Below are 15246 nucleotides of genomic sequence, written 5' to 3' on the forward strand. Positions count from 1 at the left end.
TCCCGAATATCAACGCTAAGGCAGAATTGGACATAGTAACCGTCTGCTCGTTTAACAATCCTAACTCGTTTAATTTGGTCTATAGGGTAAAAGTTTAAGTCTCTAGTTCCTTTCAGTTTAACCGTGCCAAGATTTTTCTTAGTCGTGCTTCGCTCTTTTATATTGGTCGGGGTTTCATCCCGTCGCGCTGAGCGCTTCCGGTCTTCACCCCGACATTTGAGATAAAAATTAACATGAATCGCTCACTTTTCCTGATTTTTCGGGTCATTAGACCTGTCAGACTAAATCAGCAAGATAGCTCACCATCACCACTACTCCCCGCTCCCCGCTCTCCTATAGCTTTTACACAGGATTTAGTAAGAATAATACCTGCTGCCTGAAGCGGCAAAAATACGGGTTTCAACCTAGACGCAGTTTAGTGATAATTCTTTGACAATAGAGTTGAATTCCCTGTAACTTGGCTAGGGAGAATTTGGGTTTAATAGGAAGGATCAGTAAAGACATAAAACTCATCCGCAGCAAGCGATAAACAAGGATAGTTAAAGTCGTATGTTTTTCGAGACTGAGAAGATAACTATAGATATTATGAGTTAGTCTTAGATAACCATAGCGACGGGTAATAGAAGATGGTTCATGAATGATTTTAATCTGATTGGTAACAACAACTAAATAGCCTTGTTTTGCGTATCTTCGGGAAAAATCAAAGTCTTCGTAGTAGAGAAAGTAATCGGGATCAAAATGGGGACAAGTGGAAAAATTCGAGAAATTAATTAATAAACTGCATCCCGTCACCCAGTCAGGAATAAAATAGGGTTTATCTCCATAGTCTAAGGATTCCTCCACCACGTTAATTGTGCCGATTTTGGCATTAAATTTTCCCCAACCAAACCAGATTTTACCATCCGGTTCGTAAATTTCTGTACCAGCGATGGCAACTTCGGGATATTGCTGAAAAAATTTGCTTGCTTTCTCCAGAGAGTCCGGTAATAAGTAAGCATCGGGATTAACTAACCAAACGATAGCTTCTCTGTCTTGTTGATAAATCCAATCAAGTCCTAGATTACATCCTTTCCCAAATCCTAAATTTTCCCCCGCTTCAATAATCTTGACTCTTTGCGCTGCTAAAGATTGGATATTTTTATCTTCAGGGGAATTGTTAACAATGATGAGAGTAGCAGATAAGTCATCGTTGAGGGAAGCAATTAAACGCTTAATTAATTCCCCGCAATTGTAGTTAACCGTCAATAGATAAATCATTACTGATAAAAGGTAGGAGTCACTAGCAATTAACAATGGTTAGAGAATAGCTTTCCCGTGAGAATTACTTCTTCTGAAGACGACAGAGATTAAAATTTTCGATTTTGGTGGGAAAGGGTTGACAACTTTGGAAGTCAATAACGAGATTTTCCTTGGCTAAATCCTCCACTATATCAGGAGATTTTTTATTAAAGTCTGTCTGGAGAATGTAGAGAGATTCTGGGGGAGTATTAGCAATAAATGTCTCGGCATTTTTTCGCATTAAAGTTCCCTCACTGACTCCAGTATTGCCTTTGAGTCTCACAAAACGAGTCGAAGCGGGAAAATAAGGAACGATAAAAGATGTTCCTTCATCTCCCCAGATAACAATCGTGGAATTTTCGTAGGGTTTTAATGCTTGACTATCGATACCAAAATAATGATCTGACCATCCCATTCTCCACCAATCCATCGGTTTAACCGTAGTGACAATTAAGGAAAATATTACCAAATTTATGATTAATAATGGTTTCTTGCGAGGATAAAGATAGGCAATAATCAAAATAATTAAAGTGGGAGTGATTAATTCTAATGGCATCAGATAACGATAGATAGAAAATCCCACTAACCAAATAGAGTAAGCGGTCAGAGAAAAAGGCAGTAAAAACCCTAAAACTGCACCGTGGGTTAAGTCAGGTTCAGAAGATAGATTGCGCTTAGAAATAGCACGAAAAATAATCACTACTATTAGTAAAATTATCAATAAATAGGTTATAGCTAATCGGCTATCTTGGAAAGGAACCTCAGAGACAAGAGTTTGTCTCTGGATAAAATAAACAGGATAAAACAACCATTGCCAGATATCTTTAGGCAAATATTGTATCCCTTTAAAATTGTAGTCGGTTTCGATATAAGGAGATTGAAATATTTTATTATAGAAGGGAAAAAGAGGATTAGCAAACTTTGTCCACATTAAGATTATCCAATAACCAGCAGTGAGACTAACCCCCACGGCCATTGAGATAATTGATAGAATTAAATTGCGTAACTTTTCTGACCAAGAATTGGGTAAAAAATTAATGGCCACCAAAAAGCTGATACTATATAAAGCATTGGTTAATTTTAATCCCGTTGCCAATCCTAATAAGAGTCCAGCTAAAAGAATATTTTTAGAGGGAATTGGCAGATTTTTCCCTAAACTACTAACTATAAAAAATAATCCTCCCAGAACGAAAACACTGGTGGTATTATCACCAATACTGGTTCCTAACTCCGAGATATAGGCTGCCCCAAAAATACTGGTAATCGCTGCCGCTATGCTTAAAGTTATCTTGTATCTTTCCGAAACTTTATCTAGGGAATGATAGGTGATTAGGTGAACTAACCACTGATTTAACCCGTGAAATCCTCCCATGAAAAAACCCACGACAATCGGAGGCAATTTCAGATAATAAATAGCGACAAAGAAGGGAACATCGATGAGGGGATTAAAAAAAGTTTGTATCTGTGCGGGTAGGACATCATACTTAAACCTTCCTGTCAATAACATATAGGGATTATAGAAATGATAATTGCGTAAGTCCCAACTAACATCTTGACCTAAAATAACCGAGATAATTCCCAAAGCAATAAAGTAGATAATTGCCCAAAATAAGGGATGAGAAATTGGAAAACGTTTCAGGGTTGTCATAATTAAAAGTTCAAGATTTATTTGTTTAGTTTTACTAGCTTAACTTGGCAATTTATAGTTAAGGATGAGATTAAGATTACCTAGTAACAATCCCACAAAGACAATAAGCATGATTATTTTAACAAAATTAGTTAAAATTTTCGATTTTTTCTCGGTTAAATCATTAAAGAAAAATCCCCCTAAAATAATTGCCGTTCCGATAATAAAGTAATATCTACCGTAAGGGGAACTCAAAACCCAATCCTTAATATTTAAATTCACCGACCAAACGACAAGAAAAATAAAGATAGTGGTAGCACTGATAAAATCAGGGTTCTTACGAAAATCGTCTAAGAATATACCAAGCACTAGAAAGAGAAATCCATAGTAAGGAATTACATACCAAGCATAGTAATGGCTTTGAGCGCCAGAAAAAATAAGAAGAATTGTATAAATTAATATAGGAAAAATAATTAATCGTATCTTAGATATTTTTAAAGTAAATCTGGAAACTAACAGCAGAGTGATCCAACTAAAAATTAACCAACCATCCTCAAAAAAAACTGTAGGTAAAACTAGATTTTTTAACATAGCAAAATCCGTAAAGCGATTTTTATGTTCTTGGAGAGTGGTTAAAAACCAACTAAAATCATAAAACCAACCGTAAAGGTAATACAAACCAAAGGATAAAACTGCCGTCAGAGAAGCGATTAAGCTATCTCGCCAATTTTTTTGGAATAATAGTAAAGCGACTAGAGAACCTAGAATATATAATCCTGTCACCTTAACTAAAGGTGCTAAACCACCTAGAAATATAGCCAAATATAGATACTTTTTTTGAGACTTTTCACTGTACTGAAGGAATAAAAGTGCTACCGCTAAACTTAGACATAATAATAAATTTTCACTAACTACTAAACGAGATAAAAAAACCGTATTGGGGTTAGTGGCAAAAATTAAAGAAGTTATAATCGCCACCCCGGTATTAGTCAAACGTAAAGCTAATAAATAAAGCAAGAAAATAGAGAGAGTGCCAAAAACTAAAGAAGGAATCCTAATTACTGTTAAACTACAGTCAAAAAATTCCTTTGCTCCCGATAAAATAGCCGTCATACCCACAATTAATCCAAACAAGGGAGGATGATCAAACCAAGGGGTAACAAAACGATAACGAACAGCAGTTTTTTCCCAAACTTTCACCAGAAAATCATCCGTGGGACTGAGGAAAGACCAACTGGTAGGAACTCCCTCTTGAATCAAACTCATGCCACTCCAAGCAAAAGCAAATTCATCTTGAGTCCAGTTATAGGGGGGTAAGGAATCGTACTGATAATATCTTAAGATAAATCCCAAGACCGTAATTAATACACCTAGAAATAGACGGTAATCAAACTTTTCAAAATTCTTAAATATAAAATCTCGCTGCATCATTATTCTGAAATTGGCTCGCTATTTATCTTTTGGGGTGAACCCGCGCTATTGTATCACAGTTTGACGGTTATATTTTTTGGCAAACCCAGATCAATTAAATACCTGATTATCGAGATGACTTAACCTTGATAATTTCTCCTTGGTAAATTCTCAGGGGTATCAAAGGGCAAACTCATCTTTATAGCCAACTCTAGGCAAGGGACTCATTTCTAGCAGAAAAGTTCCCCAGTTTCTCCCTACTAAACTATAACTTAAGAGATTGACATTACCATCAGCAATATGCTAAAAAACATTAGCTTAAGTAGGGAGGCACAATTATTTGTAGGATAGGTTAGCGGTAGCGTAACATAATCGGGCGTTGGGTTTCATACTTCAACCCAACCTACGTTCATCTTATATTTAATTCCACCCACCTACTCAATAGCCGAGTAACAACAATTACTCCGTTAAAAATTCCTATATTTTCCCCTAAAGCCAACATCTTTACCTTAGTTGCCCACATGATTCGTCAGTTAAATTATTCTAGAGTTTGGTTGTTATTAATTCTTATTTTTGCCCTTTTCCTGCGTCTAAATGCCGCTTTCTCTTATCCTAATATTCTCTGGCCAGATGAAATTTTTCAGACCTTAGAACAGGCTCATCGACTAGCTTTTGGCAATGGGATGATACCTTGGGATTTTCGGGACGGGATTCGTTCTTGGTTATTTCCGGGCATTCTTGGCGGGATTATGAAGCTAACTGCTGGTTTTTCGGAAGGCTCCAGTGGCTATCTGGCCAGCGTCAAGATTTTCCTCAGTTTACTATCTTTAATCCCCGTTTGGATCGGATTCTCGATCGCCTACGAAAGCATCGGTTTGGCCGGCGCTATCCTAACCGGCGGTATTTGTGCGATTTGGTTTGAATTTATCTATTTTGCCCCGAAAGCCTTCACCGAAGTTATTGCCGCTTATTCCCTGCTGGTGGGCGTTTATTTAGGATGCTACGGCAAAAATCCCCCCTCTCGTCAGCGACTGTATTGGACGGGGTTTTTCTACGGATTGACCACCTATCTTCGATTTCATTTACTGCCGGCCATCGCCATCGCCCTCATTTATCAAGTTAGACAAAAAAATTTTCCCCAATTACTGCCCCTTGCCCTCGGTTTTCTCGGTCCAGTTTTGCTGGGTGGCGCTTTAGACGCTTTCACTTTGTCCACCCCCTTCCAATCGATTTGGAAACTGATCTGGATTAATATTTTTGAAGGAAAATTTAATAGTTTTGGCGTATCCCCCTGGCAGCAATATTTTACTTGGTTAGCCCTCAATTGGTCCTGGTGGCTGCTTCCGATCCTCTTCTTCTCTGCAATCGCTGCTCGTCGTCACTGGATTCTCGCCCTTCTGTCCCTAGTTATTATCCTTTCTCACAGCTTTTTAGGTCACAAAGAATATCGCTATATGTTCCCTGCCCTACCATTAATTATTATTCTCGCCGGTTTGGGAACCGCCACTCTCGTCTCGCGTTTATCGTTAATGCGAGGTTCCCTCGCCAGCAAAACTATTGTTATTTTTAGTAGTTTACTTCTTTGGGCTTTTCTATCCTGGTTATTGGCGGGGCGTTTTAATACCGACCAGACTTTTAATTTCGGACCGCCTTGGCAAAAACCGGGCTATACTCACTGGCAAACCCACGGCGGACAATTACAGGCCTATCAGTATTTAAGTAGCGAGAAAAAACTCTGCGGTTTAGGAGTAAAAGGATTGGCGTGGCAATATACGGGGGGATACGCCTACTTACACCAAGATGTACCGATTTATTTCCTCAAAGATAACCAAAATTTTGAGGCACTACAACCTTATTTTAATTATCTATTATTTAATCAAGACAGGGCCGCCGTCGGAGATTATCAACGGGAGAAATGCTTTAACGGAACTTGCGTTTACAGGCGCTCGAATTCTTGTCAAATTAACCCGAATTATCATATCAATCGCTATCTCAAAGAAGCTGGCGAGTAGGATCATAGATACTTAGGCAAAGCGGGATAACTTCGATGATGAAAAAAGTTAAAATCTTGCCAATTTACCTAAGTTTTCTGATTTTAATCTACATACTTTTTGTGATCATCGTCAACCTCTCCTCTTTCCCCAGATTGCACGGAGATGAGGCTTGGTTTGGACTGAATGCCCGGGAAATTCTCCACCACTGTTTTGATTGAATACTGTCCCAGTTGTCGAGATTTTCCCAAATATTGGAAAATTATCTAAGGAAGTTACCCAGAATCTATAATTATTCAAAATCAATTATCTGCAAAAATTCTCAGCTTATATATTAACGAAAGCCAATAATAAGCTGACTTTAAACCTCAAAATTTTTGGTAAATATCTTGACAAATGATCCCGATTAATGGTATTATTAGAGTGGTTTTGGTAAAAATATCCAACAGCCAGACACCCCCTAGACTAACTTAGTAAAATTAATTCCTCCCTATTGATAGATGAAAATCAAGAAATATCTTAAGTTCTGGAAATATCCTCGCTTAGTTGATGAACGAGAGACTTTAATTGAAGAACGAGATTCTCTCAAAGATCATCTGAAGAGTTTGAATCAAGAAAAACAAGAAATGATTCGGGAAAAAAACGCTCTTTATGAAAGATTAGGTCAGTTATCCTTAACCATTCCCGAACTGCAAGAAATTAGTCCCAAACTGCTCGATATTAGCGTCATCAAAAATAAGTCCAGGCAGTTCCGAGTCCAATTGGATGCCGAAAAAGAAAAACTCGCTCCCGACAATTTTGGCTGGTATCCTTACAACACTTTAACCTGCTTCGAGATTCTCGAATTACTATTAACGGGTAAAAACCGTTTTCTCCTGGAATTAATCTCGGAAAACCCGATTGTTGATATTGGTTGTGCCGATGGGGATCTGGCGTTTTTTCTGGAATCTTTGGGCTGTAAAGTACAGGTGGTTGACTACGCTCCTACTAACTTTAATCTTATGCAAGGAGTTAAACTGCTCAAAACTGCTCTTTCTTCCTCTGTGGAGATTCATGATGTTAACTTAGATTCCCAGTTTATCCTTCCCGAAAAAAGCTATAGTTTAGTCATCTTCTTAGGAATTTTATACCATCTCAAAAATCCCTACTATGCCCTCGAAACCTTAGCAAAATCTGCCAATTATTGCCTGATTAGCACCCGCGTCACTAAGTTTAATACGGTGAGTAATACCGCTAATCGAGTCGATCTTTCCGCGATTCCTCTAGCCTATTTACTCGATGAACTAGAAGCAAATAATGATTCCACCAACTATTGGATCTTTTCTAATGCCGGGTTACGCCGCATTTTACAGCGAACTGGCTGGGAAATTTGCGATTATATAACAGTAGGTAATACCGAAAACTCCGATCCCGCCAGTCGTGACGGCGATGAAAGAGCCTATTGTTTAGTAAAAAGTCGTTTCTATCAAGATTAAGTAGGTAGGTGTTAAAAGTTGTCAGACACCCCCCTTATCAAGGGGGGATTAAGGGGGGATCCCCCCGCCTATCGGCACCCCCCTTATCAAGGGGGGCAGGGGGGATCGAACCCAAAATCTATCTTCAATTTAATTATAACTACTTACTTAGAAATGCCTAAATATCAGACCAGTCTCCTAAAAATATGAACTATCCCCCTAATCCCCTCTTAAACCGACGTAGTTTGCTGAAATTAGCGGTCCTAGCCGGAGGAAGTGCCGGACTAGCTACCCTTCTCTCCTCTCGGCTCAGTTATTCTGCCGACCAAAACCAAGCTAGTGCCGAGAATATAGAGGCAATAGAGGAATTTTTGCGGCAAATTCGCCCAGTAAATTCGCAAAATCTCCAGTGGACAGAATATAGCTTTGAAACAGTCACCGTTGATCGTCAAGGGCAAATTATCGATCGCCGTCAGGGTAGCGCTCGCTCCTGGCGCGAACCTTTAGGCAACGGCAGCGAACTAGAAATGGTGGCTATTCCGGGGGGCAGTTTTCAACGAGGCTCGAAAAATGAGGAAAAAGGCGATCATACTAGCAGTGAAAAACCAGAAAATTCCCTGACGACGGCGGCTTTTTTTCTGAGCAAATACCCGATCACCCAAGCACAATGGCGAGCGATCGCCCAACTTCCGAAAATTAATCTCGAACTCAACCCGGCGCCCTCCTTTTTTCAAGGGGATAACTTGCCCGTTGAAAGAGTCTCCTGGTACGAGGCGATCGAATTTTGTCAACGACTCTCCCGGGCCACCGGCAAAGATTACCGACTAGCGAGTGAATCGCGCTGGGAATACGCCTGTCGCGCCGGTACAACCACCCCCTTTTACTGCGGGGAAACCCTCACCAGCGAGCGCGCCAATTACTTTGCCGTCTATGATCCCTACGCGGAAGAACCAGCCAGCGCCTATCTGGCCAGGACTACCCCGGTGGGCAGTTTCGCCCCCAATAATTTCGGTCTCTACGATATGCACGGCAACGTGGGCGAATGGTGCGCCGATAGCTGGCACCGGAATTACGAGGGAACTCCGCCCCTGGATGGTAGTGCTTGGTTAGACAGGGATACTCGCTTGCAGCCCCGTTATCGTTCCGCCCGTTTAGTGCGAGGGGGCAGTTGGGGCGATGAAGCTAGGCACCTACGCAGTGCCAATCGCACCTTTTGCCTTCCCGATCAACACCACAGCGTCTTGGGTTTACGAGTCATGGCCGATAGTACCGGTTAATCAATGCTTGTGTCCGCCCAAGAGACGACAAAGGCATGGTTCAATAGGGTAGGTTGCCAAAAGACCAAAAGTATTTAGAATCTTCTGCCGTTGTCAGTGCGTCTGTAGCTAAATCAACCGCGAGTGAGGTCAAATTTTTCATGAAGATACAGCAGTCTCATCTTTTCTTAACTCCCCCCACAGGAGATCTACAGGTACCTTTATCTCCTCCTCCCCCGGACGACGGCAACCTAGAAGAAGAAAAAAATTATCCTCTCAGCCTGTCTCTAGTCATTCCCACCTACAATGAACGGCAAAATATCGTTCAATTAGTCAACATTCTCAGTCAAATACTTGACGAAGCCCTTCCCAACGATTACGAACTGATCGTTGTCGATGATAATAGTCCCGATCGCACTTGGGAAGTCGCCGCATCTTTAATCCCTGAATATCCCCAGCTGCGAGTGCTGCGCCGGGAGGGAGAAAAAGGCCTATCCTCGGCAGTGGTGAGGGGGTGGCAAGTGGCACGGGGCGACATCCTTGGGGTCATCGATGCCGATTTACAGCATCCCCCGGAAGTGTTATTAAAATTATTCGAGCAAACCAGAGCCGGAGCCGATCTCGCCCTGGCTAGTCGCCATGTGGAAGGGGGTGGAGTCAGCCAATGGAGTCTGACTCGACGCTTCCTCTCCCGGGGGGCGCAGCTGTTGGGATTAGTCATTCTGCCGGCGGTGGTGGGACGGGTATCGGATCCGATGAGTGGCTATTTCATGGTTAATCGACAAGCGATCGCTGGCCCAATCTTAAACCCGATGGGCTATAAAATTCTCCTCGAAGTTATCGGCCGCGGCAATATCGACCAGATCGCCGAAGTGGGTTACGTTTTCCAAGAGCGTCAAGACGGTGAAAGCAAAGTCACCTGGCAACAATACATCGAATATATCCTGCACTTGCTGAAATTGCGTTCCCGCGGTCGTTTCGGTCGTCTGAAAAGGCGTTGGCAATTCCCCCTCGCTCGCTTTCTTCGCTTTAGTTTAGTCGGGTTTAGTGGCGTATTCGTCGATATGGCTATCTTTTATCTCCTCAGCGATCCCACTACCCTCGCTTGGGGAGTAACTCGCAGTAAGATTATCGCCGCCGAGGTGGCTATTATTAATAATTTTCTTTGGAACGATCGCTGGACTTTTGGCGATTTGTCCACCGGCCAAAATCAGTGGCAGCAGCGTTGCAAACGTTTTCTGAAATTTAATCTTATTTGTTTGGCCGGTTTGATCCTCAACGTGCTGCTCTTAAACTTTTTCTTCAATGTCTTACATATTAATCGCTATATTGCTAACTTAATAGCGATCGCTATAGTTACCGTTTGGAACTTCTGGATGAATTTAAAACTCAGTTGGCGTTCGACGGATGTTAAACCCGAAAAGTCCGGCAAGCAATAGGAAAGCCTGGGAAAACTTGGCCTCTAGTGATGCAAACCCTTTTTAACTCTCGTTCAACCGCTGGCAGCCTTAATTTTTGGGACTTAAAAGCGGCCCAAGGTCAACAGGAAACCGATTACTGGGGATTAAGTCTCAAAGAGGGGATGGAATGGCTTGATCAAAATGCCGATGACTTTGCTTGGGCAAAGGCCGCCGATCCCGATTATTATGCTTTCCCCCATTGTCCGACAATTCACGCCGTCCAACGCCAGGACACCCCCCTAACCATCATTAAACATTGTCGTCAGCCATGATCGAAATGACTGCTATTCCGCCGATTTCCCTGAAAAACTATCGTATTGTTGCGATTATTCCCTGTCACAACGAAGAACTAACGATCGCAAAAGTGGTCTCCCAATTCCAAACTTTTTTGCCAGAAGCGGCAATTTATGTCTATAACAACCGCTCTACCGATGATACCGTGACGGAGGCACTCAAAGCTGGGGCGATCGTGCGTCAGGAAGCCCAACCGGGAAAAGGCAATGTTGTCCGGCGGATGTTTGCCGATATCGAAGCGGATATCTATATTCTCATTGATGGTGATGATACCTACGAAATTGCGGCAGTACGACGCTTAATTGAACGAATGTTGGGGGAACAATTGGATATGGTGGTCGGTGCGCGTCGGGAAGCGGTAAAATCCTCCCAGGCTTATCGTCCGGGTCATCGCGCCGGTAATCTATTTTTAACAGGATTCGTGAAATTTCTGTTTGGAGCGCGTTTAATCGATATGCTCTCCGGTTATCGTGTCTTTTCTCGTCGTTTCGTCAAATCTTTTCCCGCTTTGTCCAATGGTTTCGAGATTGAAACCGAGTTAACTATCCACGCTTTAGAATTAAAAATTCCCTTCGCTGAAGAACCAACCCTCTACGGGGAACGTCCCGAAGGTTCCCAAAGTAAGTTAAAAACCTTTCAAGATGGCTGGCGGGTATTGGGGACCGCTATCCTACTTTTTAAAGAAATTCGTCCTTTTCTCTTTTTTAGCCTTGTCTCGCTAATTTTGGCGGTTATTTCCCTTCTCTTAGCGATTCCCGTCCTGTTTGAATACCTCGAAACTGGCTTAGTACCACGTTTTCCCACCGCTATTTTATCGGCCTCGATCATACTTTTAGCCTTTTTAAGTTTGACCTGTGGCATGATCCTCGATTCCGTCTCCCGGGGACGAAAAGAGATGAAACGAATGGCCTATCTAGCTAACAGTTGGCTGAAAGCTTAGGGAAAAAGTTACCTAAACATACAAGTTTAGGTAACATCTGAGTTAAACCGTCTCTAACCGTTGCAGCACGGAGGAGGGTTTTTTGTCAATAAATTCCGCCGGCGAAATTTGATATTTAATCAGATTGGCTAATTCCTGTAGTTGGCTGATGGCTTCCGCGCCTTCGAGTTTCATTAACTCTCGATCATCGCGCATTTCTGTCCAGGTGATGCCGTAATCGGACACGAGAAACCGAATTAGATGGGTTTCCCCCAATCCCACCATAAAAGATGCGCTATTCAGTTGACCGCCACAGGTGTAGCAGGATGCTAAATAACCTTGATTTTCTAGTGCGGTCGCTAAGGCCTGTAAATCCATGACTAAGTCTTTGACCAGTTGGCGATGCTGTTCTGCAAGTCGTTTAAACACAATATTCCTCCTGATAACACTCCCCAATTATAAAACCTTAACACTTTTTTAAGATTCTTTTTTGAGACAATAATGTATACGAACCAGTTTTTGTTACGGATGTTAAGTAACAAAATGTAAAGAACCCGATACCTAGAGTAGCGTGAATTCCTGATATCGCCAAGTATATGTAAGTACAAAGCTACCAGTTTATCCGTCTTTCCGCCCCCTCGATCCCAACTATTCCCATTTTTCTTTATTGGCGTCACAACGAATGCAGGCTTGGCAAGCATTCGAGCGTGGATGTCTGTAATGGATTTAGAAATTTGGTATATTCCCATCATGCCTATTTTTAAAGTTTATGATCCAGTTTCGACAAAAAAGTTCGTAAATCTATATTGACAATTACATAAAGCTATGGCTCTATTGCAGATGGGGAGGGAGATGGGAGCTTGTTTGAGCGATCGGTAAACAGTAACCGGTAATTAGGGTTGGCTGAATAAATCTAAAAACCTTGTTGGGTAAGACTTTTAGACTTTTTGTCAACCAAAAAGTACCAGACCCCGGAGTGATCGGGGGGAAAATTTAGGTACTTTTTCCCTGAAAATTAGGTAATTGACCCCCTCAAAATCGCTAAAACCCTACACCCGTTCGGCTGAGCTCACGGCCGAAGCCTACACCCTACACCCACCGAAAAACTTTTTGCCGCAAACCCTACTTAATAGTGACGTGGAGTATAAACCCACTGCTTGGTTTTACCTTGCTCAATAAGGCGAGTTTTACTGGATCCGATCAAAATTATAGTCCGCATATCCGCATCTTTAATAGTCATATCCCCTAGGAATTTCACCGTCACTGTTTCCCCTTTTCGTCCTAAATTACGCGCTAATACCACAGGAGTTTGCGGCGATCGCCATTGTAATAAAATCTCTTTTGCCTTCTCCAATTGCCAAGTGCGCTCTTGAGACACAGGATTATAAAATGCGATCGCTAAATCTGCTCGGGCTGCTAACTCAATGCGCTGAGAAATCACCTGCCAAGATTTGAGAAGATTTGATAGGGAAATCGCACAAAAATCATGTCCTAAAAGTGCGCCAACCCTCGCGGCCGCCGCTTGCATCGCCGAAATCCCCGGACAGACCTGAATGGCCACCTGCTGCCATTCCTGTTTTGCTTTTTTTTCTAATACCTCAAACACGGCCGCGGCCATGGCATAAATGCCAGGATCTCCGGAGGAAACTAAGACAACAGATCGCCCCTTAGCCGCTAAATCTAGGGCTATTTCTGCGCGATCGAGTTCCACCCGATTATCCGATTCATGGCGGACAATTTCTGGTTTTCTCAGGGATTCTACCAAATCCAAATAAGTTTTATAACCCACCCAATCCGTGGCTTTTTCCAACACTTCTCGAACTTCCGGCGACATCCAATTTAGCGCACCCGGTCCAGTTCCGACTATGGCTAATTTACCTTGACTTTCCTGGGCCAAATCCCCTGGGGGTAAACTGGATTTTTCCTTAATTTGCTGGCTTTCCTCCCAGAGATAAACTAAACAGTCACTGCTAGGTTTTGCCAAGTTTAAGTTATTTTGATCGATAATCTCAATGCTCAGTTCTGCTGCTGATGAAATCGGTAAGTTACTATTTTTTAACCAGTCCGCTGCACCGATTAATTTTACTTTTTCACCCGCCAATAAATCGGCAAGAAACTTCTTAGCATCATCGGGATTAACTAACTGATAACCCGGGGGTGGCGATAATAAAGTAGTTTTAAATCTAATATCACCAGTGGTGGTAATTGCGGGGGAAATTTGCAAAACCGAGGCAATTTGACGAGCGAGATCATTAACCCCTTGTAAACCCCCCAACAAAGGCACTACGGCGCTGCCATCTTCTGCGATTGCTAATACGGGCGGTTCTTGCCATTTATTAGTTAATAAAGGTGCTAAAGTGCGAATTAAAATACCCGCCGCACAAATACCAATAATTGGCGTTCCCGTCTGGAAAAATTCTCGCACGGTTTCGCCAAAATTAGTATAGGTAAAATCAGCCGACTGGGTACGATTTATTAACCCATAAACTGCTGATTCTGGTAGGGACATTTGCACTTGACGAGCCACGGGAATGCTGGTTTCTCCTAAAATGAGAATAGCTGGAGGTTTCATTTGGCTTCCCCTGACTGCGCTGCGGTTAACTTTTGCATAAATTGTTGATGTTCTACCGAGTTAATTCCAGCCTTTAAGATGTCCAACCCCCGTGACATATTGCCGTTGAGCATGGCTGAAATATCTAACCACAAACCCGGAAATACTAGAGAGCAAATCACCCCTTCTTGGTTGGGTAACAAAGAAATATAATCGCCATTTTCTAAACTAAACCAATCAATTTTTTGATCAAATACCTGCCAAATAAGGTATTCTTGAATGCCACTGCGTCGATAAGCACGTTTTTTATCCCCTAAATCTATGGCGGCACTACTAGCGGCAATTTCTACCACTAATTCCGGCGCTCCTTCTAGGTATCCCTCTACAGTTAGGGTTGATTTTCCCCCGCTTTCTTGACTAATTAATAACACCCCATCTGGCTGTAGTTCGTTGTCGATATCCAAGCGGACTGTTGGCTCAATACCCATTTGTACTTGGGGGGTAGCAGCTTGATAAACTCCCAACCAAGTGATTAAACGTCCGTGGGGTTCAGCATGAAATTTAAACCTTAATGGGGATGCCATATATACAACTCCTTCGATCAGTTCGGCTTTTTTTAATCCTGGCATAGCTTGATAACGGCGCTCGAATTCGGGACGAATTAAGCGATCCCCATTTTCTAACGGGGGTAAATATTGAGTGGTTACAGCCTGAGAAGTTAAGGATTTAACTGGGGAAGAAGTCATGGTGGCAGTCTTTGGGAACAAAACAGCATTGATTTTATTATAAGTAGGTAGGCGTTAAAAATTATCAGATGCCCCCCTTATTAAGGGGTATCCCCCCGCCTATCGGCACCCCCCTTATCAAGGTAGGGCTGTTTCATTCTCCCATCAGAATATCAAAAGTAAAAGCGATCACTATCAGGTAAAATGAGAAGTGACCGCCAACTTTTTAAATATATGTTGAGCTTAATAGAAAAACTAAAACAAGTCAAGGACTTTCGGAA

General features: G+C 42.2%; 13 protein-coding genes. 7 read left to right on the top strand and 6 right to left on the bottom strand.

Annotation, left to right across the window (positions count from 1 at the left end):
* Positions 1-399: 399 nt before the first annotated feature.
* The 3 genes from IM509_RS17890 to IM509_RS17900 all read right to left on the bottom strand — a co-directional run bounded on the left by IM509_RS17890 (position 400) and on the right by IM509_RS17900 (position 4336).
* Positions 400-1257: a glycosyltransferase gene (locus IM509_RS17890; RefSeq protein ID WP_052278479.1), complete on the bottom strand. Its 858-nt coding sequence runs from the start codon at positions 1255-1257 to the stop codon at positions 400-402.
* Positions 1258-1321: 64 nt separating this feature from the next.
* Positions 1322-2926: a glycosyltransferase 87 family protein gene (locus IM509_RS17895; protein ID WP_185237228.1), complete on the bottom strand. Its 1605-nt coding sequence runs from the start codon at positions 2924-2926 to the stop codon at positions 1322-1324.
* 39 nt (positions 2927-2965) lie between these two features.
* Complete coding sequence (locus IM509_RS17900) at positions 2966-4336, bottom strand: ArnT family glycosyltransferase (RefSeq protein ID WP_052276968.1); 1371 nt, start codon at positions 4334-4336, stop codon at positions 2966-2968.
* Positions 4337-4836: 500 nt separating this feature from the next.
* Between IM509_RS17900 and IM509_RS17905 the strand changes: the two genes are divergently transcribed.
* The 7 genes from IM509_RS17905 (at position 4837) to IM509_RS17935 (ending at position 11710) form a co-directional block, all read left to right on the top strand.
* Positions 4837-6327, top strand: coding sequence for a glycosyltransferase family protein (locus IM509_RS17905; protein ID WP_185237227.1), 1491 nt, complete (start codon positions 4837-4839; stop codon positions 6325-6327).
* Between the two features lie 35 nt (positions 6328-6362).
* Positions 6363-6527: a hypothetical protein gene (locus tag IM509_RS17910; RefSeq protein WP_158499354.1), complete on the top strand. Its 165-nt coding sequence runs from the start codon at positions 6363-6365 to the stop codon at positions 6525-6527.
* 279 nt (positions 6528-6806) lie between these two features.
* A complete protein-coding gene (locus IM509_RS17915; protein WP_052276967.1) occupies positions 6807-7781 on the top strand; it encodes a methyltransferase domain-containing protein in 975 nt (324 codons plus the stop codon).
* Between the two features lie 185 nt (positions 7782-7966).
* Positions 7967-9037, top strand: a complete 1071-nt coding sequence (locus tag IM509_RS17920) for a formylglycine-generating enzyme family protein (protein ID WP_072926549.1) — start codon at positions 7967-7969, stop codon at positions 9035-9037.
* A 140-nt stretch (positions 9038-9177) separates the two neighbouring features.
* Positions 9178-10455 (top strand): glycosyltransferase, encoded by a 1278-nt coding sequence (locus tag IM509_RS17925; RefSeq protein ID WP_072926547.1) that lies wholly within the window; start codon positions 9178-9180, stop codon positions 10453-10455.
* 29 nt (positions 10456-10484) lie between these two features.
* On the top strand, positions 10485-10748 hold the full coding sequence (locus IM509_RS17930) for a hypothetical protein (protein ID WP_185237230.1): 264 nt from the start codon (positions 10485-10487) through the stop codon (positions 10746-10748).
* Entirely contained in the window at positions 10745-11710 is a 966-nt protein-coding gene (locus tag IM509_RS17935) for a glycosyltransferase family 2 protein (RefSeq protein WP_185237226.1), read from the top strand. Before IM509_RS17930 ends, IM509_RS17935 begins: the two co-directional genes overlap by 4 nt.
* A 42-nt stretch (positions 11711-11752) precedes the next feature.
* Here IM509_RS17935 and IM509_RS17940 read toward each other — a convergent pair whose 3' ends face one another.
* The 3 genes from IM509_RS17940 to IM509_RS17950 all read right to left on the bottom strand — a co-directional run bounded on the left by IM509_RS17940 (position 11753) and on the right by IM509_RS17950 (position 14986).
* Entirely contained in the window at positions 11753-12118 is a 366-nt protein-coding gene (locus IM509_RS17940; RefSeq protein WP_002764683.1) for a DUF1815 family protein, read from the bottom strand.
* A 697-nt stretch (positions 12119-12815) separates the two neighbouring features.
* Positions 12816-14261, bottom strand: coding sequence for a precorrin-3B C(17)-methyltransferase (gene cobJ / locus IM509_RS17945; RefSeq protein WP_072926542.1), 1446 nt, complete (start codon positions 14259-14261; stop codon positions 12816-12818).
* Positions 14258-14986: a Uma2 family endonuclease gene (locus IM509_RS17950; protein WP_072926540.1), complete on the bottom strand. Its 729-nt coding sequence runs from the start codon at positions 14984-14986 to the stop codon at positions 14258-14260. The genes cobJ and IM509_RS17950 overlap by 4 nt, the downstream gene beginning before the upstream one ends.
* Between the last annotated feature and the right edge of the window lie 260 nt (positions 14987-15246).

This window comes from Microcystis sp. M31BS1 (assembly GCF_020245285.1).
Lineage (GTDB): Bacteria > Cyanobacteriota > Cyanobacteriia > Cyanobacteriales > Microcystaceae > Microcystis > Microcystis panniformis.